Origin of the sequence: Vibrio algarum (assembly GCF_028204155.1) — a bacterium.
Classification (GTDB): domain Bacteria; phylum Pseudomonadota; class Gammaproteobacteria; order Enterobacterales; family Vibrionaceae; genus Vibrio; species Vibrio algarum.
Genome location: NZ_JAQLOI010000001.1, coordinates 2,323,989 through 2,345,040, shown reverse-complemented (window position 1 = coordinate 2,345,040; position 21,052 = coordinate 2,323,989). Strand labels below are relative to the sequence as shown.

Below are 21,052 nucleotides of genomic sequence, written 5' to 3'. Positions count from 1 at the left end.
TGATCAAAAGGGATAATTGGCTAGGAGAGGATAATGGATAAACAGAAGCGACGTTATTTAACTATCAAGCTTGCGACAGAAAAATATAAGCTAAACCCAGAGTTTTTGTCGAGTATTCAAAAAGCCACCATAGAGCAAGAGGTAGACAAACTTTATAAATTACAGACGGGAATACTTGCGTCTGATAAAGCGCAAAGCGTTACCGTATCTAATGCTCACTTGATGGATGCCTATTTTAGTTGTGTGCAGCAATTTGAAACAGAAGAACAATTTTACCGCTCACTCAAACATCAAGGTATTACCGTAGAAGGTTTAAAATTCGCGCTTAAAGATGAACTTCATTGTGACATGGTCTTGGATCTCGTCGCGAGTGAAATACCTCAACTAGATATTGAGCAGGCTAAAGCGTATTACAACAAAAATCGATTGGAGTTTTCTCGAGCAAGAACTTGGAAAATGAGTCAGATTTTGATCACAAAAAATAATGAATTTGTAGAGAACACACCAGACAACGCCTTTGCGCGTGTAACAAAAATTAGTGAAGAGGCAAATGTAAAGAATTTCGCTGATTTAGCGATGCGACATTCGGAGTGCCCAAGTGCGTTAGAGAGTGGCTTATTGGGTTGGTGTGAAGAAGGGAAGCTTTATCCAGAGATTACCTCTGCGCTTCTTTCCCTGCCTCAAGGGCGGGTGAGCAAACCGATAGAGACTGAATTAGGATTTCATTTAGTTTTATGCCATGACGAGAAGCCAGCATATGTGGCTACTTTTGAAGAGGTGTGGCCATTTTTGCAAGAAAAGCATGCCTCTAGAGCAAAGACGTATCTTCAGCGCGAATGGCTAGAGAGATTGGTGCGGTAAGGCCATTTGCAATTAAGTATGTCATTAAAATTGAACTCAGTTTCGCGAATCGCTCAAGACGTCCTTGTGCCCTTAGTAATAGGCTGCCAAACCTATTTATGCTCGCTCCATTGAACACATTTTCTGACTAATCAATTAATAGCGTTGGTGTTACAGGCCAATTCAAGGAGGAATAGGTTTGAATAGATTAAGAACTTTTATTGCGTTGATATTTTGTTTTTCTCATTCGGCATCGGCAGAAACCGTGATGATTGCAGTAGCAAATAATTTTTATGGGGCGATGCAGGTTATTGCCAAAGATTTTAAGAAACTAACAGGTCATGACATTACATTAAGTACCGGGACATCCGGACAGCTCTACGCTCAAGTAGTGAATGGTGCGCCATTTGACCTTTTCCTTTCCGCTGATAAAAAAAGGCCCACCAAATTAGTAGAAGCGGGGTATGCATCGGATTCGTTCACTTACGCCTATGGGAGCCTCGTGTTGTGGTCGCCAGACCCCACGTTATTTAATGGTGATATCAATGTTTTGTTAAAAGACAGTGTTAAACATATCGCTATGGCTAACCCTAAGTTAGCGCCGTATGGTTTTGCCGCACAGCAAGTAATGGAAAACGCGGGAATCTACGAAAGTGTTCAGGCAAAGTTTGTTATGAGTAAAGGGCTGAATGCCGCCTACCAATTTGTCGTCACCGAAAATGCACAAGTTGGTTTTCTTGCCAAGTCTCAGTTATACCGAGACAAGAAAATGGCGGACGGCTCTTACTGGGATATTCCAAATGATTATTATGACCCCATTATGCAAGATGCCATTTTACTTAACGAAAATAACACCGGTGCAGTCCAATTTGTGCAGTATCTGAACAGCGACAGAGCAAGAGATTTGATGGCGTTGTTCGGCTACTTGTAAGCTTAATACTAAGTAGGGAGACAAACTATGTTGGACCTAAATTTTGATGTCATTATTACCACGTTAAAATTGGCTTTAGTGGTCACCTTCTGGTTGTTATTAATAGGGATACCGACAGCGTGGTGGCTGTCCAGTACACAATGTAAATATAAAGGGGCTGTGACCGCTCTTTTAACCTTGCCAATGGTTCTTCCACCCACTGTATTAGGTTTTTATTTACTACTTTTGATGGGGCCAAAGGGTCCCGTGGGGCAGTTGGTAGATAGCTTAGGGTTAACTCAATTACCTTTTTCATTTGCGGGTATTGCAATCGCTTGTATCGTCCATTCATTGCCTTTTGTCATTCAGCCTCTTCAAAATGCTTTTGATGCAATAGGAAAGCGCCCTCTGGAAGTCGCCGCAACTCTGCGTGCTTCTCCGTGGGATACCTTTACTTCGGTTACATTGCCTCTCGCATGGCCAGGAATATTTTCAGCAGGGGTAATGGGTTTTTGTCACACACTCGGAGAGTTCGGTGTTGTACTAATGATTGGAGGTAATATTCCTGGAAAAACGAGGGTGGTATCAGTGGAGATATACAATTATGCAGAAGCGCTAGAATATGGGAAAGCCCACATTCTAGCGGGTGGTATGGTGCTGTTTTCGTTCATTGCATTGTTACTGATGTATTGGTTGAATAACGCCCATCAATCGAGACTAAGTTGAGGTTGATATGACGACGATTATAGAGGGAACACTAGGGAACCAGCATATAGAAAACAAACACGGACAAACAATGGATAGTCCGAAACTTATGCCTGTTGCTGGTCGAGATTTGGATCCGAATCAGAGAATAATCGCGAAATTTGAACTTAGTTTTGAGTGCTTTGCCCTAAATGTTGATCTCAATCTGCCTTCTACCGGGGTAACGGTTTTTTTGGCCCTTCAGGGTCAGGTAAAACCACATGTTTACGAGCAATGGCTGGGCTTGAAAAATTAGGTTGTGGTTACTTTTCAGTAGGTGAAAATCTCTGGCAGGATTCAACGGCATCTTATTTTTTGCCTACTCACCTAAGGGACATTGGTTACGTTTTTCAAGAAGCCGGTTTATTTCCACATCTATCCGTTCTAAAAAATCTTGAATATGGCCAAAAAAGAGTATCACGTGAAAAACAGCAAGTTCATTTGAATGATGTTTGTGACTTGCTTGGTATCCGTCATTTACTTGAACGGAGTCCTCAGAACTTATCTGGTGGCGAGAGACAGAGAGTGGCTATTGCCAGAGCCTTGTTAACGTCACCAAAAATACTATTAATGGATGAACCTCTATCGGCGTTAGATAATGTGCTAAAGACGGATATTTTGCCGTATTTAGAGAAGTTACATAATGAGCTGGCCATTCCTATTGTGTATGTTACCCATTCGGTAGAAGAGCTCACTAGATTAGCGGACCACGTTGTGTTGTTTGAAAAGGGACGAATTATCACCTCGGATAGTGCGAGCCACATTTTATCGAACCCGCACTATCAGCCCATGTTTGGTGCCAGTACCAGTAGTGTATTAGATACTCAAATTGCTATGCAGTGTAAAGATTATCTGACCCAGTTGGAAACAAGCGATGGTATTTCATTTTTAGTCCCTCGATGTTTGGGGTCAATAGGCGACAAATTGCGCTGTCGAATTCTCGCGTCGGATGTCAGTATTTGTCGCTCTTATCCATGTGAAAGCTCTATTCTTAACAAAGTTCAAGCGACTATCGTTGAAATTCACAATATGGAGTTAAGAGGGGAAACTATACTGGTTCTGGAGTTACAAAAAGGAACACGGCTTCTGTCTAACATCACGAATCGCTCATCAAAAGAGCTCGGATTAATAGAAGGATTGGTTGTTTGGGCTCAGATAAAAGCCGTCGCGATCTGTTAATTGATTACATTTAGAACAATAGCTATTAATAAAAGCATCAATTTAACAATCAGTTACATCTTTTCTGGGTATTGTTCGATATACTCACATTCCGCTGATAAATATACGCCCTAGTTTATGTCAAAATTTGGCTAATATTGAAATATAATTAATACTTAAGTTTAGACACGATATTTGGGGGAATGATAGTCGATGTGAACGTTTGAATCTGCGTTCTATTGATTTCTGGTATGGAAAGAACACACGAAATAATATTACAGGCGCTGCGTCCCGGTAATAGAACCACTATTAGCACCCCTGATATGCCGGGCGTGAGCTTCATCATTTTTGTTAGCGAGCGTTTCGACGTCCTTTCGATTACCACAGAAATACTTGGTAACCCATCGGCTATTCGCATCGGTGTTAATTCTCAGACGGAGTTAGTATTGGATGAGAACATTGACACATATGATGCAGTTATAGCCATAAATGTCTATGGGACATTATATAAAGAGATTATCCTTCCTGCTGTGGATCAAACGCTTCTCTCAGTTGAGGACTCTTTATTAAAGACATTTAGGCTAAGTTTGCAATTTATTGAAGAATTTGTCCCCATTTTAGAGCGCTTTATTAACGACGTTTTATCACCCAAGGCGATAGAATTACACAATAAAGCGGTGGAACAACAGTCTTGGGATTAAAGCCCTCTGCTAAGTATCTAGTCTTGTTAAACTTCCTTTAGGGTTAAATGCTATACCCATGTCGTTAATGATAGCTTCTTCAATAGGACAAATACTTGCACATTGAGGCACCTCATATTGTGTTTTGCAACCATTACAACGATTCGGTTGAATAACAAAGCGTTTTTCGTTGTTTGGATCTTGATAGACGGCACCATTTGGGCAAACAGTTAAGCAAGCGTGACAGCCGGTGCATTTATCTGTTATGGCATATACCATTAGATACCTCCTTGTCAGGCTTACCACAATATCCCGACTTTTCCTCTAATCGATGGGTTATTTGAGCGAGTGCCTCTTTTGTACTTTGAAACGCAAAATCCACATTCGGTTTAACACCTGCCAGCTCTAGCTTTCGCCATGGCGAAATACCAATACGAGAGCAAACTAGTTCGTCGCAGTCAGAAATACTGTCAATAAGCATCTCTTTGTATTCTGCATCATCCACACATTCACGAGCCCCAGAGCAGTACCGAGATGCGATACGAGTTTCAGTGTGAACAAACTGATTTTTGGATCTCGAATATTCGTAAATGCTAAATTGATCCGCATAGCCAAAATGCGTTTGTACTATGTCAGAATCATCCTTTGCGGTACAAGCAATAGCCACTCTATAAGAAAGCCCTTGTTCTTCCTGCTCTATTGACTCTGGCTCTGCATTGCTCGAGCAACCACCATCGAGAGTGCCTACAGCATCGGCTCTGCATTGCTGGCAGTGAGTCATTTGGGGTATATTGAAGCCAGATTGTCCTCTTGCGATGTTTAGCTCATCTTCGGTAGGGCCACGTTGGCCTGTAAGACCGAAATAGGTGCCATGTTTAGGGTCTGAAATAAGAGGCATGATGTTGTGCAACATGGCGCCTAATTGATTTACCTTTTCTGAAACTGCTTCTATATGTTGGTCATTAACTCCGGGAATAAGCACAGTATTAACCTTGACCAACATTCCCGCTTTTGATGCGGCCTCTAATCCAGCTAGTTGGCGGGATATTAAGGTTTCTGCTGCCTCAATCCCTCGTAAACGTTGATGATTGAAGAACACCCAAGGGTAAATTTTCTTTCCTATTTCGGCATCAATACAATTTATAGTAATGGTCAAATGATGAACCCCAACCTCTACCAGCTCTTCAATATAATCGATTAAAGCGAGACCATTGGTGGAGATACAGAGTTGAGCGTCTGGGTCTTCACTTTTTATTAATTTAAGTGCAGAGAAGGTCGCCTTCGGATTAGCAAGGGCATCCCCGGGGCCCGCTATCCCCACGACGGAAAGGTTGGCCACACGTTTTTTTATCGCTTGAAAATGTTTAAGTGCGCCATAAGGGTCGGTTAAGTTGGATACGACACCAGGGCGAGATTCATTGCTACAGTCATATTTGCGATTGCAATAGTTACACTGGATATTACAAGCTGGAGCAACGGGCAAATGCATTCGCGCGTATTGATGGGCGTTTTTAGAATAACAAGGGTGTTGGGCAATTTTATCTTGAATTTCTTTGCGGAAGAAGTGGCTGATTTTATTCGCGCCATCTTTCTTAAGTCGCGTCTGTTCTTGTTTCTGATTCATTGATTACCTCATCCTTAAGGTTGTTTCTATATTGCTACCTTGCAAGGTCTGTTCCCTTGGTTGTTTGTTTAAAAACAAAGGCTTATATTGCCATTTCTTTTTGAGTTTCAAACAATTGTCGTAAAGGTGACAAAGCGCTGCGTCATATTTGTTTCATTTCGATATCCATTATCTGTATACGATAAGCAATTTGTCTTGGTGTCATATTAAGTAACCGTGCCGCTTTTGCCTTTACCCAACCAGACTGTTCGAGTGCATCGATTACGGCTTGTCTTTCATCATTAGAAAGCATTTCTTTCGTCGCAATAGGTTCTGCTTCCGCTCTAGGGGATAATAGTGGTGCTTTCAAGGGCAATGAACTAGATTCATGTTTGGGGAATGAAATAAGGTCGGGTGTAATAATGCCGGATTCACTTAACACGGCTGCACGCTCCATAGTGTTTTCTAGTTCCCTAACGTTACCAGGCCAGTCATATCCCATCATCGAGCGAATAGCGTTATCAGTAATAGATACAGTTCGACTTTGCTTTTTACTCAGTTTATCTAACATAAATTCGGCTAAATCCGGAATATCTTCGATTCTTTCACGCAGAGCTGGTAGGTACATTGGCATGACATTTAATCGATAATAAAGGTCTTCTCTGAAGTGCCCAAGGTTAACCTCTTCTTCTAAATTTCGATTGGTTGCTGCCACAATTCTTACATCAACGCTGATGGTGTCACTACCTCCAATCCGCTCAAATTCTTTTTCTTGTAGCACCCGCAATAGTTTTGCCTGAAATGCTGGACTGGTTTCACCTATCTCATCTAAAAATATTGTCCCGCTGTGCGCCAATTCAAATCGGCCCTTGCGCTGCTTAATTGCACCAGTAAAAGCGCCTTTTTCATGACCAAAAAGCTCCGACTCTAATAGATTATCAGGCAAGGCTGCACAGTTGAGTTTTACAAATGGAAGGTTTGCTCTAGGCGAATTGTAATGTATTGCATTGGCGATCAACTCTTTACCCGTACCTGATTCACCTCGGACTAAAACAGTAGAGTCCCAGCGAGAAACCAACCTGATTTGATCAAATATTTTGCGCATAGGTTTGGTGTGCCCAACTAAATTATCAAAGCTGTAGTTGTTTCTTACTTTGCGCCTTAACCCATCTCGCTCACTAACCAGTTGTTTTTGTGTGCTTTCTACCTGATGAGCCAACTGAATGTTTTTCGCAATGAGGTTGGCAACCATTTCTAGAAACTGGCTTTGTAGTGTAATTACATGGTCAGAATTACTTTCAGGTTGCGCTGAAAGTGCCCCAATGGTGCGAGACGAGGAGTCTTTAAGTGGGACACATATGAACGGTTTGTCGTAGTCGTAAAGTGCGAGTTTGTCGGCAAATCGTAAGTCGTCACCTAAATTTCGGATGACAATGGAGGATTCTTGATTCAATACCTCCCCAATTATGCCTTCTCCTGCTTTGTAGGATACTTGTTTTTCATCTGTTGCATTGTTTGGGATTGGAGAATGTACCGACTTGACTAGCATGATGTTTCTTTCTGTATCTCGAATCGTCAGCATGCCGCAAAGTAGACTGCATTCATCGTGTAAAATCTTCATAACTTCGCTGGCTGATGCGGTGTAATCCAAACTAACATTTAACTGGCTACCTATTTTGTACATGGCAGCGAGAAGCCTTCTTTCAAGCTCAATAATTGGATATTCACTGGACATAGTAGTGTCTCCTTACTGAACTATTTGGAAAAAATAACAGTGAATTTAGCACCCTTTAAAACTGTGCTTTTTTCTACATGCAACGTGGCAGAGTGTTCGTTAATTACCTGCTGTACAATGGCTAAACCAATGCCTCTGCAGCCAGAGCTGTGCAAAGGTTTGGTACTATAAAAGGGTTGAAAAATTTTAAGGCGTACTTCCTCTTCAACACCGTTACCACTGTCTTCAATGCTCAAAGAGATATCATCTTCAGTTTCTGTTGTTGATATCAGAATCGCACGACTGCTTGATTTTGAAAGTTGTATCGCGTCTATCGCGTTGTCTATGAGTTGTTTAACCGCGAGTAATAATCGGTTTGGTTTAGCGGTTATTGCAGTGAGTGTAGAGGTTAATTGTAAATCGAGTCTTGTAGAGGTCGTTAGTAGCTGCCCAGTACTAATGTTTGTCGCATCACGAAGTAATTGATTAAGGTTTACCGGTTGAAAGGCTTCTTTGTCACGTTCAGGAATGGCTTGTCTCACCTGCTCTAATGCGCGCAGAGCGTTTTCCATGGCTTCGTCCATTGCGGTTAAACCGGGGCAAGCGTGATTGTTTTTTTCAGCATATTGACGGCAGATTCAATCATATTAAATGGGCCTTGCAGCTGATGAAGCGTCGCCATCATGGCTTCTTGCATTGCGTGGACGTACTTATTATCACTTGCCATTAACTTTATAGCGTTAACCCTGCGTTCTTCTAAGTGTCGTTTCTCTTTGGTTCTCTCCGTAATACCGACAACTGTGTAGAACTCATCTGTTGGATGAAAGTACGCTTCTGCGGCTGTATCTGTTACGGGGATTTTAGCGAAGGCGGCGTCAAACCAACGATCAATGCTGGAGTGAGTGCTGTTAATATGTATGCCTTGAGAGTGTTTTTGTTTTGTCCCCATAAAAGCATCAATGGAGTCATATCCGTGGTCGAATTTTAGATATTTACGCAGTAACTGGATCGGTGGTTCACCAAGGTTTGTCGTAAGGTCTTGATACAGTTTATTACTAAGCAGTACTTTATTGTTGCTGTCGATGAGAGCAATGGCGATAGGCGCTGAGTTTAGTACAGCTTCGAACATCGCTGACTGGTTTTTTTGTTGTGTCTGAAGTTGAACTTTTTCAGTGATATCTTTATGAATGGCATAATAGAAACTTTCTCCGTTCTCATTACGAAAGCCAGAAATGGAGATGTCGGCAATATATAAATCGCCACTTTTCTTTTTATTAATTAACTGTCCTTGCCAGTGGTCACCGTTTGAAATGGTTGCCCAGAGGTTGTTATACACATTCTCTGGTGTGGTTTTGTAAGAGAGAATCGAACAGTTTTTCCCCACGAGTTCATCTTCTGAATACCCCGTTATTTCCGTAAAGCATGGGTTAACCATTAATATATTACCCATCGTGTCAGTGATGGTGATAGCGACCGGAGCCGTAAGTAAAATTTGTTTAAATGCATCGTGACCAAAACGATAGTCAAAGCTATCGACGTCTAAGTTGTCTAATTGTTTCATAACCCAAACTTCCTTGTTTGTAACGTCTAACTCTTGGTTATGCATTAACCATTCCATTGCTCGGGCCACGTTGTAGCTGACTATTGGGAAAATAATCAATGTTTGATTTAGGACAATTGACGGTTACAAAAGAGAGATTGTCAGCTTTATGACAATGAGCGTAAGTCCCCCCAACATCACAATTATTCATCACTTCCTTTGTTGCAAAAGGGCATTCTGTCCATTAATGGTGCATAAATCTTCGTGGCATATTCTGTGCAACTGCTCAGACGATTGGAGCAAAAAAGGGATAGGGAAATGTCTGAAGGAATACTCATTTTATTGAGTGCAGCATTCGTTAATAACGTGGTATTAGCGAAATTTTTAGGTTTATGTCCATTCATGGGAGTATCGGGGAAAATTGGTAGTGCTCTCGGTATGGGGATCGCGACTACCTTTGTATTGACGATGGCAGCAATAACAACGTGGTTGTTAGAATTTTTTATATTGGTGCCTCTAAACCTTGAATATATGCGCATTATCGCTTTCATTTTGCTTATCGCTGCAGTGGTGCAACTGACGGAGCTATATGTGAAAAAATATGACCCAGCCTTGTATCAAATGCTGGGTGTTTTCTTACCTCTTATTACCACCAATTGCGCAGTATTAGGCGTGGCTTTGCTTGCTGTACAAGAGCAATTGTCATTTTTTAATACGGTGATGTTTAGCGTTGGTTCCGCGATAGGTTTTACTGTTGTTATCGTACTGTTTGCAGGTCTTCGAAGTCAGTTGAGCTTAAATCATGTTCCTGCAGCGTTAAAAGGGTCACCTATCGCATTTATTACTGCGGGTTTGTTGTCCATGGCTTTCATGGGCTTTTCCGGAATAGTTTGATACGCAAGGAGGCGACGTCATGATTTCCGTTATTTTCTTTATTCTATTGGGCGGTTTTTTGGGGGCAGCTTTGGGCTATGCCGCCATCAAGTTCCGAGTCGATAGTAATCCCTTGGTCGATAAGATTGAAGCCTTAATGCCCGGTGGTCAATGTGGTCAATGTGGAGAAGCAGGGTGTCGACAGGCGGCTGAAGCCATGGTTAAAGGTGATTTGAATCCTGCGTCTTGTCCACCCGGTGGAGCGGCGCTATCCAGTGCCGTTGCAAACATGTTGGGCGTGTCTCTTGAAATGAATGAAGAGGACGTTCAATGGGTTGCTCATATTGATGAAGCTAATTGCAGTGGTTGTACGCGCTGTTATAAGGCGTGTCCGTTTGATGCCATTGTTGGTGCGAATAAACAGATCCATACGGTGATATCGGATGTCTGTACTGGGTGTCAGTTATGTTCAAACGCTTGCCCACAAAATTGTCTCGAAATGAAAAAAGTCGCGCCAGACGTGAGTGTCTGGTACTGGGCAAAACCTAAAACAGAGTTAGCAACTTAAGGGGCGTAAAATGAAAACTATCTTTGGCCGTCCGTTTAGCGGTGGGATACACCCTAAAACTTATAAGTCACTGACTAAACACAAAGGCATAGCGAAAGACTTTTGGCCTAAAAATGTTTACCTATCCATGCAGTTAAGAAATGGCGCGTTATTGAAACCGGTCGTCGAGGTGGGGGATCGAGTGACGCGAGGCCAACTGGTGGCTGTTGGTCGTTCGGATATGATAGCGCCAGTTCATTCCCCTGTGAACGGGCTCGTCACAGGCATTACTAATCATCAAACATCTCATCCCTCTAAAGCGAAATGTGAAACCATTATTATCCGTTCCAATCAAGATAAAACATGGGGGACACACACTACGCCAGGTAATTTCTACGCGCTAGATTCGACAGAAATCATTAGCAAAATCCAGAACGCAGGAATTGTCGGTCTTGGAGGAGCAGGCTTTCCTACGGCAGCTAAACTGAAGTTTGCTAAACAAGCGAATGTGACCACGTTAGTGATTAATGGTGGGGAGTGTGAACCTTACCTTACCTGTGATGATCTAGCGATGCAGCAATATTCTGCTGAAGTGATTGCGGGCATTCGATTAATGTTAAAAGCGTCGGGCGCACAGCAAGCGATAATTGGGGTGGAAGACAATAAAGCAGCGGCATTAGAACAATTAACCTCGTATGCGGATCAAGATTCAAATATACGTGTGATGAGTGTTCCGAGTATTTACCCCATGGGTTCAGAACGTCATTTAATTAAGACCGTTACGGGTAAGACGGTTCCCCTTGGTCAGTTGTCTACGCAAATAGGCATACTGGTCAACAATATTGCGACGGCAAGAGCCGTTTACCATGCGGTTCGTTTTAATCAACCATTAGTGAGTCGTTTGGTAACGGTATCAGGGAAGGGGATCCAGAAACCTCTCAATATTGAAGTGCCGATTGGTACACCCGTTCGCGAGATAGTGGAGTATTGCGGAGGATTCAGCGAAGACACGGAACGACTTATCTTTGGTGGACCTATGATGGGACAAGTGATTACCTCCCCACATATTCCGGTAGATAAATGTGTTGGCGGTATCCTTGCTTTAACTGGGGATGAAGTAAAAGCATCAAGCCAACAAGAATGTATCCGTTGTGGACAATGTGTTCGCGCTTGTCCTATGGGACTGATGCCATTTCAGATGGCGGCATATAGCCGTATCTCAGATTTTACTAAAACCGAGCAGTTGGGCGTTAATTACTGCTTAGCTTGTGGCGCGTGCAGCTATGTTTGCCCTTCTAACATCCCCTTAGTTCAATACTTCCATCATGCTAAAGGGGCGATAAACGCCAACAAGTTAAAAGAGAAGAAATCCGCTCAGGCTAAAGCTTTAACCGAAGCCAGAAAACTAAGGTTAGTTAAAGAAGCAGAAGCGAAGCGTGCTGCAAAAGCGGCTAAAGCTGGACGTCGTAAGCGACCGCAACGAGCGTCAACTAGAAATGAAAAAGTTAAGGAGGTCGTTAATGATTAATTATGAATCTGCAACAGGGCCGTTTTCTCACAGTGAAAATACCAGCGTCCGAATCATGTATATCGTTATCTTAACGTTACTACCAACGGTTGTTTTCGGCGTTTATCAGTTTGGCTTAAATAGTCTTTACATACTATCGACCTGTTGCGTGGTTGCGGTAGCAACAGAGCTATTATGCCTTAAAGTGATGGTTCGCAACCCGAAAGCCTGTATAGACGGGTCTGCATTGTTAACGGCGCTGTTATTGGCCATCAGTTTGCCTCCTACCGCGCCCTTATGGTTATGTGCATTAGGCAGTGCATTTGCAATTATTGTTGGTAAGCAAATTTTTGGTGGGCTAGGTCAAAATCTGTTTAATCCAGCAATGGTTGCGAGGGTTATGCTACTTATCTGCTTTCCCGTTGAGATGACAAATTGGTCAATGCCTGTGCCAATAGACTTCAGTAATAATCAATTGTTTGTGCCACAAGAGTGGTTTCATTTTGATGGCGTTACTGCGGCTACGGCATTGAGTGGTGTTGTGGATCAAACCACGGAATTTACATCGCTGTTCTTAGGCACTCATTCAGGCAGTTTAGGAGAAACAAGCACGTTATTGATTTTGGCTGGGGGACTTTATTTAATCTATAAGGGGATCATTCATTGGGCCATTCCTGTTTCATTTCTTTTGGGAATCGCTATTCCCGCCTTGATTAGCTCATCAATTAATTCGCATGAGTACTTGTCGGTATCTACCCATTTGTTTAGTGGGGCTGCCATGCTTGGCGCTTTTTATATCGCCACGGATTTGGTGACATCACCGACGAGTGTGAGAGGGCAGTTGGTCTATGGCGCAAGCTGTGGTGTATTGATTTGGTTAATCAGGAGCTTCGGGAGTTACCCAGAGGGTGTGGCATTTGCAATATTGATCATGAATTCTGCTAGCCCATTGATTGACCATTACCTGCGTCCGAATATTTTTGGCAGCAAGTCGGCGGTGGGGAAATGAACATGCAAACAATGACGATAAAAAAATCGGTAATAGATAAGTGGAAAGAGAAGATCTCTTATCAGAGTATTTCGTTAGCTATTTGCTGTGGTGTTGCCGCAGTACTATTAGCTACGGTGCAGTTTTACACTACACCTATTATTGCCCAACGTGTAGCAGAGGATCAAAACGCCTTATTGTCTGAGGTGCTTAATGGACAACATTTTTCAAATCAAGTCTTTGCTAACGAGCGTGAAATCGAATACGACGGGCACTTTTACCAGTTGTATGAAGCAAAAGATCACAACGATGAAGTGTTGTTCTATGTTGTTCGTGGAGAACAAGAGGGTTATAGCGGTGCTATTCGTTTTTTAATGGGTGTTGACACACTCGGCACAATTCAAGGGGTTCGTATTCTTAGTCACACTGAAACTCCGGGGTTAGGGGATAAGATAGAAAAAGTGAAAACTGATTGGGTATTGGGCTTTAATCTCCGTTCTTTACAAAACACTCCGATATGGGCTGTTAAAAAGGATGGTGGCGATTTTGATCAGTTTTCTGGGGCAACGATAACACCGAGAAGTGTAGTGAAGGGCGTTCACAATGCATTGTTAGCATTGCAACAAGACAAGGAGAGTCATGATGAGTAACTCACTTAAACTCGAACAATATAAAAAGATCACGAAAGATGGCCTGCTAGATAACAACATAGTATTAAGTCAGTCATTAGCATTGTGTCCTTTGCTTGCTGTGACAAGCAGTGCTACCAATGGGTTAGGATTAGGGTTAGCTACAACAGGTGTATTGATTGCGTCAAACGTTCTGGTCTCTTTAGGAAAAAATCTAATCAGTAAAGCGGTTCGAATACCGATTAACGTTATTATTATCGCGACCTTGGTTACCCTGACCGATGTCATGTTGAACGCGTGGTTGCATCCGTTACATAAGGTTCTTGGTTTGTTTATCCCTCTTATAGTTACCAACTGTGCGATTTTGGGTAGAGTCGAGTCATTTGCGTCAAAAACGACAGTTCTTCCAGCATTTATCGATGGCGTGGCGATGGGATTTGGATTTACGTGGGTACTGGTTGTGTTGGGTGGAATCAGAGAAGTATTAGGTAGTGGAACAATTTTTTCCAATGCGAGCCTTCTTCTTGGGGACAGTTTTTCTTTTCTTGAACTAACGGTTATACCGGATTATCGAGGGTTGTTATTGGTGATCTTGCCACCTGGCGGCTTCTTAATTTTAGGAGCGATGCTTGGTGTGAAACAAAAACTAGAGCTAATGGCAAAACAGAGACGTGACAATTTAAAAGCCGCTCTGACAAATAGCTAGTGAGCACCTCCACAGGTATTGATTTCTACAAATATTATTAGGATTTTCCGTACATTGTTGAGTTCCAACAAGAAGGAGTTGGCTATGAAAGTGAGTGTGGTTTATGCATTACCCGAAGAGCAGGTTTGGTTACCCGTTGAGGTTGAGGAGCATTCGACTTTGATGACCGCTATCCATACCTGTGGAATATTAACTATATTTCCGTCGATTGAACTTGATAGGCAGAAAGTTGGCATCTTTGGCAAGGTATCGTCTCTAGAAGCTTCGCTAAGCGATGGTGATAGAGTAGAGATATACCGGCCTATTGTTTGGCAACCAGACGATGAAGAGGATGACGATTGATATGTCGTCTTTCAGACAAATTGTTCGTAATTCTTCGGGCGGTGAAAATATTATTCATTTAAAACAATAACATAAAGTAAGGCATGGAGTTTGCAAAAGTAACAGAGACAGTAACGTTTTCAAGGAGTGAATTATGTCTAAAGTTGGTATTTTTTTCGGAACAGATTCTGGCAGCACTAGGAAATATGCAAAATTTATCTATAAACAGTTAGGTGAAGATATTGCCGCAAAACCTCTCAACATTAACCGAGTCGATGCATCAGTATTTGATGAATATGATTTTCTTATCTTGGGAACACCTACCTATGGGGAAGGGCTGCTTCCAGGGTTGACGGCTGAGTGTCAAACAGAAAGTTGGGAGGAGTTTGTTCCTAACTTTGATGACATGAACCTTGAGGGTAAAAAGGTCGCGCTATTCGGGCTTGGTGATCAAGTGAACTACCCTAACGAATTTGTCGATGGCTTAGGCGAATTGTACGACTGTGTTGTTGAATGTGGTGCAGAGTTGGTTGGGCGTTGGCCAACGGAAGGGTATGAATTTAATGAGTCCACGGCTGTGGATGAAGATGCTTTCGTTGGTTTAGTCCTTGATAAGGATAATCAAGCGGGTCTCTGTGATGAGCGGATAGCCGGTTGGGTAGAACAAATAACAGCCGAAATGGGGTTGTAAGAAACAAATGTTAGAAATTTTATAATAATAATGATCCAGTAATACAGGCATTTGGTGTTTAGAAATAAGCACCATTTTTTTCTGTTTTGTCTAAATGTCAGATTAATTCATTCATACCACTTCCACAAAATAACCTATAAGATCAAATTCCTTTTTCTCATCTTATTAGTGCTAATGGTATGAAGACGATTCAAATTCAAACAGAAGGAGAAAGCTTGGGCCTGTTTCGATGACTTGCGAGTTGAAAAATAAAGACCAGTATTAGACATACCGTTAATACAGTGCGGCTGCTTGCTAATACGCCTTGCCATCCCCAATTTTGGTAAAATGGCTCAAAGAAAAATACGCCAAGGCTGGCACCTGAATAGTAAAATAGACTGTAAAGCGCTTGAGCACTGCCCTTATCTTTTTTGACACTTCTACCTATGAGCGTACTGCCATTTGCGTGACAAAAGAAAAACCCAACCGCTAAGAAAATCATCCCAAGGACAACTATCGCTAGTTGACCGCTACCAAGAAGAAAGTTAGCTAAAAGCATGGTACTCACGCCGACACATAACCCAGAAGTTTGGCTGAATTTTTTAGAAAATTTCCCGGCAAAAGAAGCGCTAGCAGTACCACCAAGCAGGGTAAGAAACATTAAGCTACGTATGTCACTTGGTAGGTTATAAGGGGCTTGCTCTAGTACCAGCATAAGATAATTGGTTAGATTAACAAAACAACCAAAGGTTAGACCGATAATAATATAGGTCAATACCAACTTAGGACGTTTCAGGTGTGATTTATAAGCTTGAAGGCTGGACCGAATGTGAAAGGGACGAGGTTTAAAATGTCTTTGTTTGGGTAAGCAATAAAAAATCGCGAAAAACAGTACCGTACTGATGGAGGCAATCACATATCCACCAGCCTGCCAACTCCCAAGATATTCGGTGCTTACGCCACCTAATAACCGACTACTGATTCCTCCCATGGTGTTAGAGGCGATATAGAACCCTACAGCAGCAGGAAGCCAACTTTTTCTTAACTCGTCACCAAGAAGGGGGACAGCAACCGCAGGACAAGCAGACAAAAAAGCGCCCTGTAGAAACCTTAGCACCAAAAAAGTGAATAATCTTCCACTAAAGGCAAGAGTAATGAAACACATAGTCCTAGTGCGGTACCAACAAGTAATATAGAGCAACGACCAAATGCATCGGAATAACTGGCGATAAAAAGTAACCCCAACCCCATGCCTAATAACGGTGCTGACATTGCAAAATTGGCTTGTAAGCTGCTGATGTTAAAACTTTGTTGTATGAGAGGAAGTAAAGGTTGTAACCAATAAATATTGGCGAAAGTGACAACGGAGCTAAGACATACAGCAAGAGTGAGTCGTTGGTAATGAGTTAAGTTTTTCACAGCTATTAGCAATTAAATGGACGATTCGTGTAGCATAATTAAGCTTGTCCAATAAATATAATATGTTATTTTTATCTAAGCCATAAATATAATTTATACCCTAGATTTAAGCTGTTGCCAGCATTGATTGGGGAAGTCACCACTGAGGTTGTTGAAATGGAATTAAGGCAGTTACGTCATTTTGTTGCGGTATCGGAAGAAGGGTCAATCTCGGCAGCGTCACGCCGAATGAACCTTGCTCAACCTGCTATCAGTGCGAGTATAAAAAAACTGGAAATGGAATTGGAAATGCCTCTTCTACACCGTCGAGATAATGGCGTGTCGTTAACCAACGCAGGTAGTGAATTTCTGCAGCATGCAAAACAGATCTTGATGTTGACTAATGATGCTAAGTTGTCGATGCAAGCATTAGAAGGTTTAGATAAAGGTCAGGTTGAAATTGGTGTACCGAGTATGATCGGGTCGTATTTCTTCCCACCCATCATTATGGGGTTTAAGAGTGAGTATCCGGGGTTGAGTTTGAATATCATTGATGATGGCACGCAAAATATTCGAGAAAGGCTTATTAACGGGGACTTGGAGTTAGGTGTCGTAGCTGACCATTATCTTAGAGCAGAATTAGATAGTGTAAAACTCATCAAAGAGGAGATGGTGGTATGCATGGCGCCAGATCATCCACTAGCAGACAAAGAACTGATCGAGTATAAAGACTTCCTCGCTCATGAATTGGTGCTGTTTCGAAAAGGCTATTACCATCACTCTTTGATTGAAAGGATTAGTAGCGAAGAGCAGATTACACCAAATATCGCATTTTCTAGTAACCTATTACCATTGATAAAATCGCTTATTAGAAAGGGGTTTGCGATTTCGCCTATGTGGAAAGTGGCGATACAAGACGATGATGAGATTGTCACTCGACCCTTTGCTGATCCTTTTTATATCGAGCTTAGTTTAGCGTGGAGACGTGATAGCTATCTTTCTAGAGCGAATCAGGCCTTTAGAGATTACATAGTCGAGCATGTCCGGACAGGACAATATGTAAATTGACCTAGTTAACAGCACTTGCTGTTTATTTATTTTAATGTCATATAGTCAGCGTGATAACGGAACCCGTGTCGTGTTATCACGCTGTTTTGGTGATGATGTTGGTTTACCAATACTAGCAACACTCCCTAGCGAGAAACGGCCTCTGGTTCACTTAGTTCGTTTCTTTTTAATTGGCTCTGATAGTAGGTTGCATAAGGGGGCGAGTAATATATTTGCCATCTCCCGGTTGGGTTTTAATTTCGCCATTATCCCATGCAACTTTGCCGTTGCAGATGGTAGTGACAGGTATACCGACGATATTCATTCCTTCAAATATACTAAAATCAATTTTCGAGTACTGAGTGTCTACCGAGAGTGTTTTCTCTGCTTTAGGGTCCCAAATAACGATATCTGCGTCTGACCCGACCGCAATCGCCCCTTTTTGTGGATAGAGATTAAATATCTTCGCAGCGTTGGTTGAAGTGACGGAAACAAATTCATTTGGTGTTAATCGCCCTTGGTTCACACCTTTATCCCAAAGCACCATCATACGTTCTTCTACGCCAGCAGTGCCATTTGGAATCATAGTGAAATTGTCTTTGCCCATCGCCTTTTGTTCTGCGCAGAAAGCACAGTGGTCCGTTGCTGTTGTTTGGATTGCGTTACTTTGTAAACCTTTCCATAGCGCATCTTGATGCTTTTTGGGTCTGAATGGAGGGCTCATCACATGCGCTGCTGCCTTACCCCAATCGCTGTCTTGATAAACACTGTCGTCCACAACAAGATGGCCTGCTAAACATTCACCAAAGACAATTTGACCATTTTGTTTCGCGTACTGAATAGCATCAACGGCTTCTTCAGTGGAGACATGAACAAGATAAATAGGCGCACCTAATGTACCTGCGATATTTATGGCTCGGTTAGCCGCTTCACCTTCAACAATAGGGGGTCTTGAAAGAGGATGAGCTTCAGGACCAGTAATACCTTTTTCAAGTAACTTTTGTTGTAAATGATAAACTAATTCGCCATTTTCAGCATGGACAGTCGGGACGGCCCCAAGTTCTAAACAGCGGCTGAAACTTGAAACTAATATATCGTCGGTGGCCATAATGGCGTTTTTATAGGCCATAAAATGTTTAAAGCTGTTTACGCCGTGTTCGTCAACGAGCGTCTTCATATCTTGGTGTACGGTTTCATCCCACCAAGTAATAGCAACATGGAAGCTGTAGTTACACTGTGATTGTGAGCCCCAGTCTTTCCATTGATGATACGCTTCAATAAGTGGTTGCTGAGGAGACGGGATAACAAAATCGATGATGGTTGTTGTTCCGCCAGCCAGTGCGGCAGCGGTTCCGGACGCAAAGTCATCTGAAGCGACTGTTCCCATAAATGGGAGCTGCATGTGGGTATGGGGGTCAATGCCACCAGGCATGACAAGTTTACCTGTTGCGTCAACTATTTCTGTATCCTTGGCAACATCGAGGTTAAGTCCAATCGCTTCTATTTTTCCATCAATACAATATACGTCTGCTGTTGTGGTTTTTTCATGGGTGACGATGTCACCACCTTTGATAAGTAATTTCATATTACATCCTTTTAAAAAAATGGCTTACCAATCCATTGACAGATGCAACGAAAAAGTAAGCCATTAATGTTCTTTACGCTTCTTCAGGTGAGCTGGACATGACTGGTTGAGCCATTACTGTTGACGCTAGGTAATACAATGCTGCTCCAGAGAATGCTCCAGTAAACCAGCCGTAGTTATAAAACCATGTCATGACGTTAAATGTGACCGCAATAATGGTAAAAGCAACAGGCACAAAGAACGCGATAAATCCGGCATAGTTGATAGAAGGGTATAGGTCCTTATCCGAGTAGAGGGCAGTGATGTCTAATGACTGTTTTTTGATCAGGAAATAGTCGACGATCATGATACCTGCGATTGGACCAAGAAGGCTTGAGTAACCAAGTAACCAGTTTGAGTACATGGCTTCTACGCTAACGTCAGACTCAACCCAATGTAGCTTTTTAAGCAGTTCCCAACTCATTAAACCTAGGCCAACTAAACCTGTCAGCAATACGCCACGAGTATGATTAATCTGCTTAGGTGCGATATTTTGGAAGTCGTTGGTTGGTGAGACGACATTGGCTGCGGTATTTGTTGAAAGCGTAGCGATGATGATAAGTATCATTGCTACGATAACCCAAAATGGACTTTCAATTTTTCCTATTAAGGTAATAGGGTCTGAGATGGTTTCGCCAAATAGCGATTGTGATGCAGCGGTTAGCACAACACCTAAAGCAGCAAAGAAGAACATGGTTAAAGGAAGGCCGATAATTTGACCTACAATCTGATCTTTTTGTGATTTAGCATAGCGACTAAAATCTGGAATATTTAATGAAAGCGTAGCCCAGAACCCAACCATTGCTGTTAAACCCGCAAAGAAATAGCTCGCAAATCCAGCTTCTTCAGGTCGGTTTGCTGGCGTCATTAGTATTTCAGAATAGGAAACTTTATCGCTTGCCCAAAACATCAGACCAAACCCAACAGCCAATAATAGCGGAGCAGAAAGGGTTTCTAACCATTTGATCGAGTCTGAACCACGGATAACGATACCGATATTAAGTACCCAGAAAATAAAGAAGCCGATGACCTCTCCAACACTTCCTAGGCTTGCCCAACCGCTGGAAAGTTCAGACAGCAACAGGTGTATTGCGAGTCCTCCAAACATGGTTTGAATTCCAAACCAGCCACAGGCGACGAGGCCACGGATCAAACAGGGGACGTTAGAGCCGAAGATACCAAATGAAGAACGTAGTAAAATTGGGAATGGGATACCGTATTTAGTGCCAGGAAATGCGTTTAATGTAAGTGGCACCAAGACGATGACGTTCGCTAAAAATATGGTGAATAACGCTTCTATGACCGAAAGCCCGAAATAAGCGGTAAGCACACCTCCTAACGTATAGGTAGGCACACAAATGGCCATACCCACCCAGAGAGCAGCGATGTTTGTCTTATTCCACGTACGATCAGACACCTTTGTAGGGGCTAAATCGTCGTTAAAATATTTACTTTCTGATAAATCTTTGCCGACATCCAGTTCGTAGAATTCGCCAATTTTATTTAGTTTAGATTTCATAATGTTTTCCTCATCCAATTGAGATTTATGTTTT

General features: G+C 42.3%; 22 protein-coding genes and 1 pseudogene. 15 read left to right on the top strand and 8 right to left on the bottom strand.

The window, feature by feature from the left end:
• Positions 1 to 33 precede the first annotated feature (33 nt).
• The 6 genes from PGX00_RS11000 to PGX00_RS10975 all read left to right on the top strand — a co-directional run bounded on the left by PGX00_RS11000 (position 34) and on the right by PGX00_RS10975 (position 4,353).
• Positions 34 to 861, top strand: a complete 828-nt coding sequence (locus PGX00_RS11000; protein WP_272136174.1) for a peptidylprolyl isomerase — start codon at positions 34 to 36, stop codon at positions 859 to 861.
• A 178-nt stretch (positions 862 to 1,039) separates the two neighbouring features.
• Positions 1,040 to 1,771, top strand: a complete 732-nt coding sequence (gene modA, locus PGX00_RS10995) for a molybdate ABC transporter substrate-binding protein (protein WP_272136171.1) — start codon at positions 1,040 to 1,042, stop codon at positions 1,769 to 1,771.
• Positions 1,772 to 1,798: 27 nt separating this feature from the next.
• The gene (gene modB, locus PGX00_RS10990; RefSeq protein WP_272136169.1) at positions 1,799 to 2,476 is read left to right on the top strand and encodes a molybdate ABC transporter permease subunit; all 678 of its coding nucleotides are present in this window, start codon (positions 1,799 to 1,801) and stop codon (positions 2,474 to 2,476) included.
• A gap of 7 nt (positions 2,477 to 2,483) precedes the next feature.
• The gene (locus PGX00_RS10985; RefSeq protein WP_272136167.1) at positions 2,484 to 2,750 is read left to right on the top strand and encodes a hypothetical protein; all 267 of its coding nucleotides are present in this window, start codon (positions 2,484 to 2,486) and stop codon (positions 2,748 to 2,750) included.
• A complete protein-coding gene (modC, locus tag PGX00_RS10980) occupies positions 2,729 to 3,673 on the top strand; it encodes a molybdenum ABC transporter ATP-binding protein (protein WP_272136165.1) in 945 nt (314 codons plus the stop codon). Before PGX00_RS10985 ends, modC begins: the two co-directional genes overlap by 22 nt.
• Before the next feature lie 230 nt (positions 3,674 to 3,903).
• Positions 3,904 to 4,353: a hypothetical protein gene (locus PGX00_RS10975; protein WP_272136163.1), complete on the top strand. Its 450-nt coding sequence runs from the start codon at positions 3,904 to 3,906 to the stop codon at positions 4,351 to 4,353.
• Positions 4,354 to 4,362: 9 nt separating this feature from the next.
• Here the strand turns inward: PGX00_RS10975 and PGX00_RS10970 are convergent, their stop codons facing one another.
• The 5 genes from PGX00_RS10970 to nifL all read right to left on the bottom strand — a co-directional run bounded on the left by PGX00_RS10970 (position 4,363) and on the right by nifL (position 9,210).
• On the bottom strand, positions 4,363 to 4,611 hold the full coding sequence (locus PGX00_RS10970; protein WP_272136161.1) for a 4Fe-4S binding protein: 249 nt from the start codon (positions 4,609 to 4,611) through the stop codon (positions 4,363 to 4,365).
• Positions 4,589 to 5,956, bottom strand: a complete 1,368-nt coding sequence (nifB, locus tag PGX00_RS10965; protein WP_272136159.1) for a nitrogenase cofactor biosynthesis protein NifB — start codon at positions 5,954 to 5,956, stop codon at positions 4,589 to 4,591. Before nifB ends, PGX00_RS10970 begins: the two co-directional genes overlap by 23 nt.
• Positions 5,957 to 6,098: 142 nt before the next feature.
• Positions 6,099 to 7,670, bottom strand: coding sequence for a nif-specific transcriptional activator NifA (nifA, locus tag PGX00_RS10960; RefSeq protein ID WP_272136157.1), 1,572 nt, complete (start codon positions 7,668 to 7,670; stop codon positions 6,099 to 6,101).
• 20 nt (positions 7,671 to 7,690) lie between these two features.
• Positions 7,691 to 8,221, bottom strand: a complete 531-nt coding sequence (locus PGX00_RS10955; protein ID WP_272136155.1) for a sensor histidine kinase — start codon at positions 8,219 to 8,221, stop codon at positions 7,691 to 7,693.
• A 17-nt stretch (positions 8,222 to 8,238) separates the two neighbouring features.
• Positions 8,239 to 9,210 (bottom strand): nitrogen fixation negative regulator NifL, encoded by a 972-nt coding sequence (gene nifL / locus PGX00_RS10950; protein ID WP_272136153.1) that lies wholly within the window; start codon positions 9,208 to 9,210, stop codon positions 8,239 to 8,241.
• 297 nt (positions 9,211 to 9,507) lie between these two features.
• Here nifL and rsxA point away from each other — a divergent pair, with 297 nt between their 5' ends.
• From rsxA to PGX00_RS10910, 8 genes are all read left to right on the top strand, one after another.
• Complete coding sequence (gene rsxA, locus PGX00_RS10945; RefSeq protein WP_272136151.1) at positions 9,508 to 10,083, top strand: electron transport complex subunit RsxA; 576 nt, start codon at positions 9,508 to 9,510, stop codon at positions 10,081 to 10,083.
• A gap of 19 nt (positions 10,084 to 10,102) precedes the next feature.
• On the top strand, positions 10,103 to 10,630 hold the full coding sequence (locus PGX00_RS10940; protein WP_272136149.1) for an RnfABCDGE type electron transport complex subunit B: 528 nt from the start codon (positions 10,103 to 10,105) through the stop codon (positions 10,628 to 10,630).
• A 10-nt stretch (positions 10,631 to 10,640) separates the two neighbouring features.
• Positions 10,641 to 12,137 carry an electron transport complex subunit RsxC gene (gene rsxC, locus PGX00_RS10935; RefSeq protein WP_272136146.1) on the top strand — a complete coding sequence of 499 codons (1,497 nt, stop codon included), beginning with the start codon at positions 10,641 to 10,643 and terminating at the stop codon, positions 12,135 to 12,137.
• Positions 12,130 to 13,125, top strand: a complete 996-nt coding sequence (locus PGX00_RS10930; protein ID WP_272136143.1) for an RnfABCDGE type electron transport complex subunit D — start codon at positions 12,130 to 12,132, stop codon at positions 13,123 to 13,125. Before rsxC ends, PGX00_RS10930 begins: the two co-directional genes overlap by 8 nt.
• Positions 13,122 to 13,754 carry an RnfABCDGE type electron transport complex subunit G gene (locus PGX00_RS10925; RefSeq protein WP_272136139.1) on the top strand — a complete coding sequence of 211 codons (633 nt, stop codon included), beginning with the start codon at positions 13,122 to 13,124 and terminating at the stop codon, positions 13,752 to 13,754. Before PGX00_RS10930 ends, PGX00_RS10925 begins: the two co-directional genes overlap by 4 nt.
• Positions 13,747 to 14,439 (top strand): electron transport complex subunit E, encoded by a 693-nt coding sequence (locus tag PGX00_RS10920; protein ID WP_272136136.1) that lies wholly within the window; start codon positions 13,747 to 13,749, stop codon positions 14,437 to 14,439. The genes PGX00_RS10925 and PGX00_RS10920 overlap by 8 nt, the downstream gene beginning before the upstream one ends.
• 84 nt (positions 14,440 to 14,523) lie before the next feature.
• On the top strand, positions 14,524 to 14,781 hold the full coding sequence (locus tag PGX00_RS10915; protein ID WP_272136135.1) for an RnfH family protein: 258 nt from the start codon (positions 14,524 to 14,526) through the stop codon (positions 14,779 to 14,781).
• Between the two features lie 133 nt (positions 14,782 to 14,914).
• Positions 14,915 to 15,451 carry a flavodoxin gene (locus tag PGX00_RS10910; protein WP_272136134.1) on the top strand — a complete coding sequence of 179 codons (537 nt, stop codon included), beginning with the start codon at positions 14,915 to 14,917 and terminating at the stop codon, positions 15,449 to 15,451.
• Between the two features lie 196 nt (positions 15,452 to 15,647).
• On the opposite strand, the pseudogene PGX00_RS10905 reads toward PGX00_RS10910, so the two are convergent.
• Positions 15,648 to 16,849 (bottom strand): annotated as a pseudogene (locus PGX00_RS10905) (MFS transporter).
• A 156-nt stretch (positions 16,850 to 17,005) separates the two neighbouring features.
• Here PGX00_RS10905 and PGX00_RS10900 point away from each other — a divergent pair.
• Positions 17,006 to 17,896 (top strand): LysR family transcriptional regulator, encoded by an 891-nt coding sequence (locus PGX00_RS10900; RefSeq protein ID WP_272136133.1) that lies wholly within the window; start codon positions 17,006 to 17,008, stop codon positions 17,894 to 17,896.
• 166 nt (positions 17,897 to 18,062) lie between these two features.
• Here PGX00_RS10900 and hydA read toward each other — a convergent pair whose 3' ends face one another.
• On the bottom strand, positions 18,063 to 19,460 hold the full coding sequence (gene hydA, locus PGX00_RS10895) for a dihydropyrimidinase (protein ID WP_272136131.1): 1,398 nt from the start codon (positions 19,458 to 19,460) through the stop codon (positions 18,063 to 18,065).
• Positions 19,461 to 19,533: 73 nt separating this feature from the next.
• On the bottom strand, positions 19,534 to 21,018 hold the full coding sequence (locus PGX00_RS10890) for an NCS1 family nucleobase:cation symporter-1 (RefSeq protein WP_272136129.1): 1,485 nt from the start codon (positions 21,016 to 21,018) through the stop codon (positions 19,534 to 19,536).
• Positions 21,019 to 21,052: the final 34 nt, after the last annotated feature.

Bases quoted from the DNA above. Each gene is read 5' to 3' on its own strand.
- PGX00_RS11000 (WP_272136174.1), top strand. From the start codon at position 34: ATGGATAAACAGAAGCGACGTTATTTAACTATCAAGCTTGCGACAGAA.
- modB (WP_272136169.1), top strand. From the start codon at position 1,799: ATGTTGGACCTAAATTTTGATGTCATTATTACCACGTTAAAATTGGCT.
- PGX00_RS10985 (WP_272136167.1), top strand. From the start codon at position 2,484: ATGACGACGATTATAGAGGGAACACTAGGGAACCAGCATATAGAAAAC.
- modC (WP_272136165.1), top strand. From the start codon at position 2,729: ATGGCTGGGCTTGAAAAATTAGGTTGTGGTTACTTTTCAGTAGGTGAA.
- PGX00_RS10975 (WP_272136163.1), top strand. From the start codon at position 3,904: ATGGAAAGAACACACGAAATAATATTACAGGCGCTGCGTCCCGGTAAT.
- PGX00_RS10970 (WP_272136161.1), bottom strand. From the start codon at position 4,611: ATGGTATATGCCATAACAGATAAATGCACCGGCTGTCACGCTTGCTTA.
- nifB (WP_272136159.1), bottom strand. From the start codon at position 5,956: ATGAATCAGAAACAAGAACAGACGCGACTTAAGAAAGATGGCGCGAAT.
- nifA (WP_272136157.1), bottom strand. From the start codon at position 7,670: ATGTCCAGTGAATATCCAATTATTGAGCTTGAAAGAAGGCTTCTCGCT.
- PGX00_RS10955 (WP_272136155.1), bottom strand. From the start codon at position 8,221: ATGGAAAACGCTCTGCGCGCATTAGAGCAGGTGAGACAAGCCATTCCT.
- nifL (WP_272136153.1), bottom strand. From the start codon at position 9,210: ATGAAACAATTAGACAACTTAGACGTCGATAGCTTTGACTATCGTTTT.
- rsxA (WP_272136151.1), top strand. From the start codon at position 9,508: ATGTCTGAAGGAATACTCATTTTATTGAGTGCAGCATTCGTTAATAAC.
- PGX00_RS10940 (WP_272136149.1), top strand. From the start codon at position 10,103: ATGATTTCCGTTATTTTCTTTATTCTATTGGGCGGTTTTTTGGGGGCA.
- rsxC (WP_272136146.1), top strand. From the start codon at position 10,641: ATGAAAACTATCTTTGGCCGTCCGTTTAGCGGTGGGATACACCCTAAA.
- PGX00_RS10930 (WP_272136143.1), top strand. From the start codon at position 12,130: ATGATTAATTATGAATCTGCAACAGGGCCGTTTTCTCACAGTGAAAAT.
- PGX00_RS10925 (WP_272136139.1), top strand. From the start codon at position 13,122: ATGAACATGCAAACAATGACGATAAAAAAATCGGTAATAGATAAGTGG.
- PGX00_RS10920 (WP_272136136.1), top strand. From the start codon at position 13,747: ATGAGTAACTCACTTAAACTCGAACAATATAAAAAGATCACGAAAGAT.
- PGX00_RS10915 (WP_272136135.1), top strand. From the start codon at position 14,524: ATGAAAGTGAGTGTGGTTTATGCATTACCCGAAGAGCAGGTTTGGTTA.
- PGX00_RS10910 (WP_272136134.1), top strand. From the start codon at position 14,915: ATGTCTAAAGTTGGTATTTTTTTCGGAACAGATTCTGGCAGCACTAGG.
- PGX00_RS10900 (WP_272136133.1), top strand. From the start codon at position 17,006: ATGGAATTAAGGCAGTTACGTCATTTTGTTGCGGTATCGGAAGAAGGG.
- hydA (WP_272136131.1), bottom strand. From the start codon at position 19,460: ATGAAATTACTTATCAAAGGTGGTGACATCGTCACCCATGAAAAAACC.
- PGX00_RS10890 (WP_272136129.1), bottom strand. From the start codon at position 21,018: ATGAAATCTAAACTAAATAAAATTGGCGAATTCTACGAACTGGATGTC.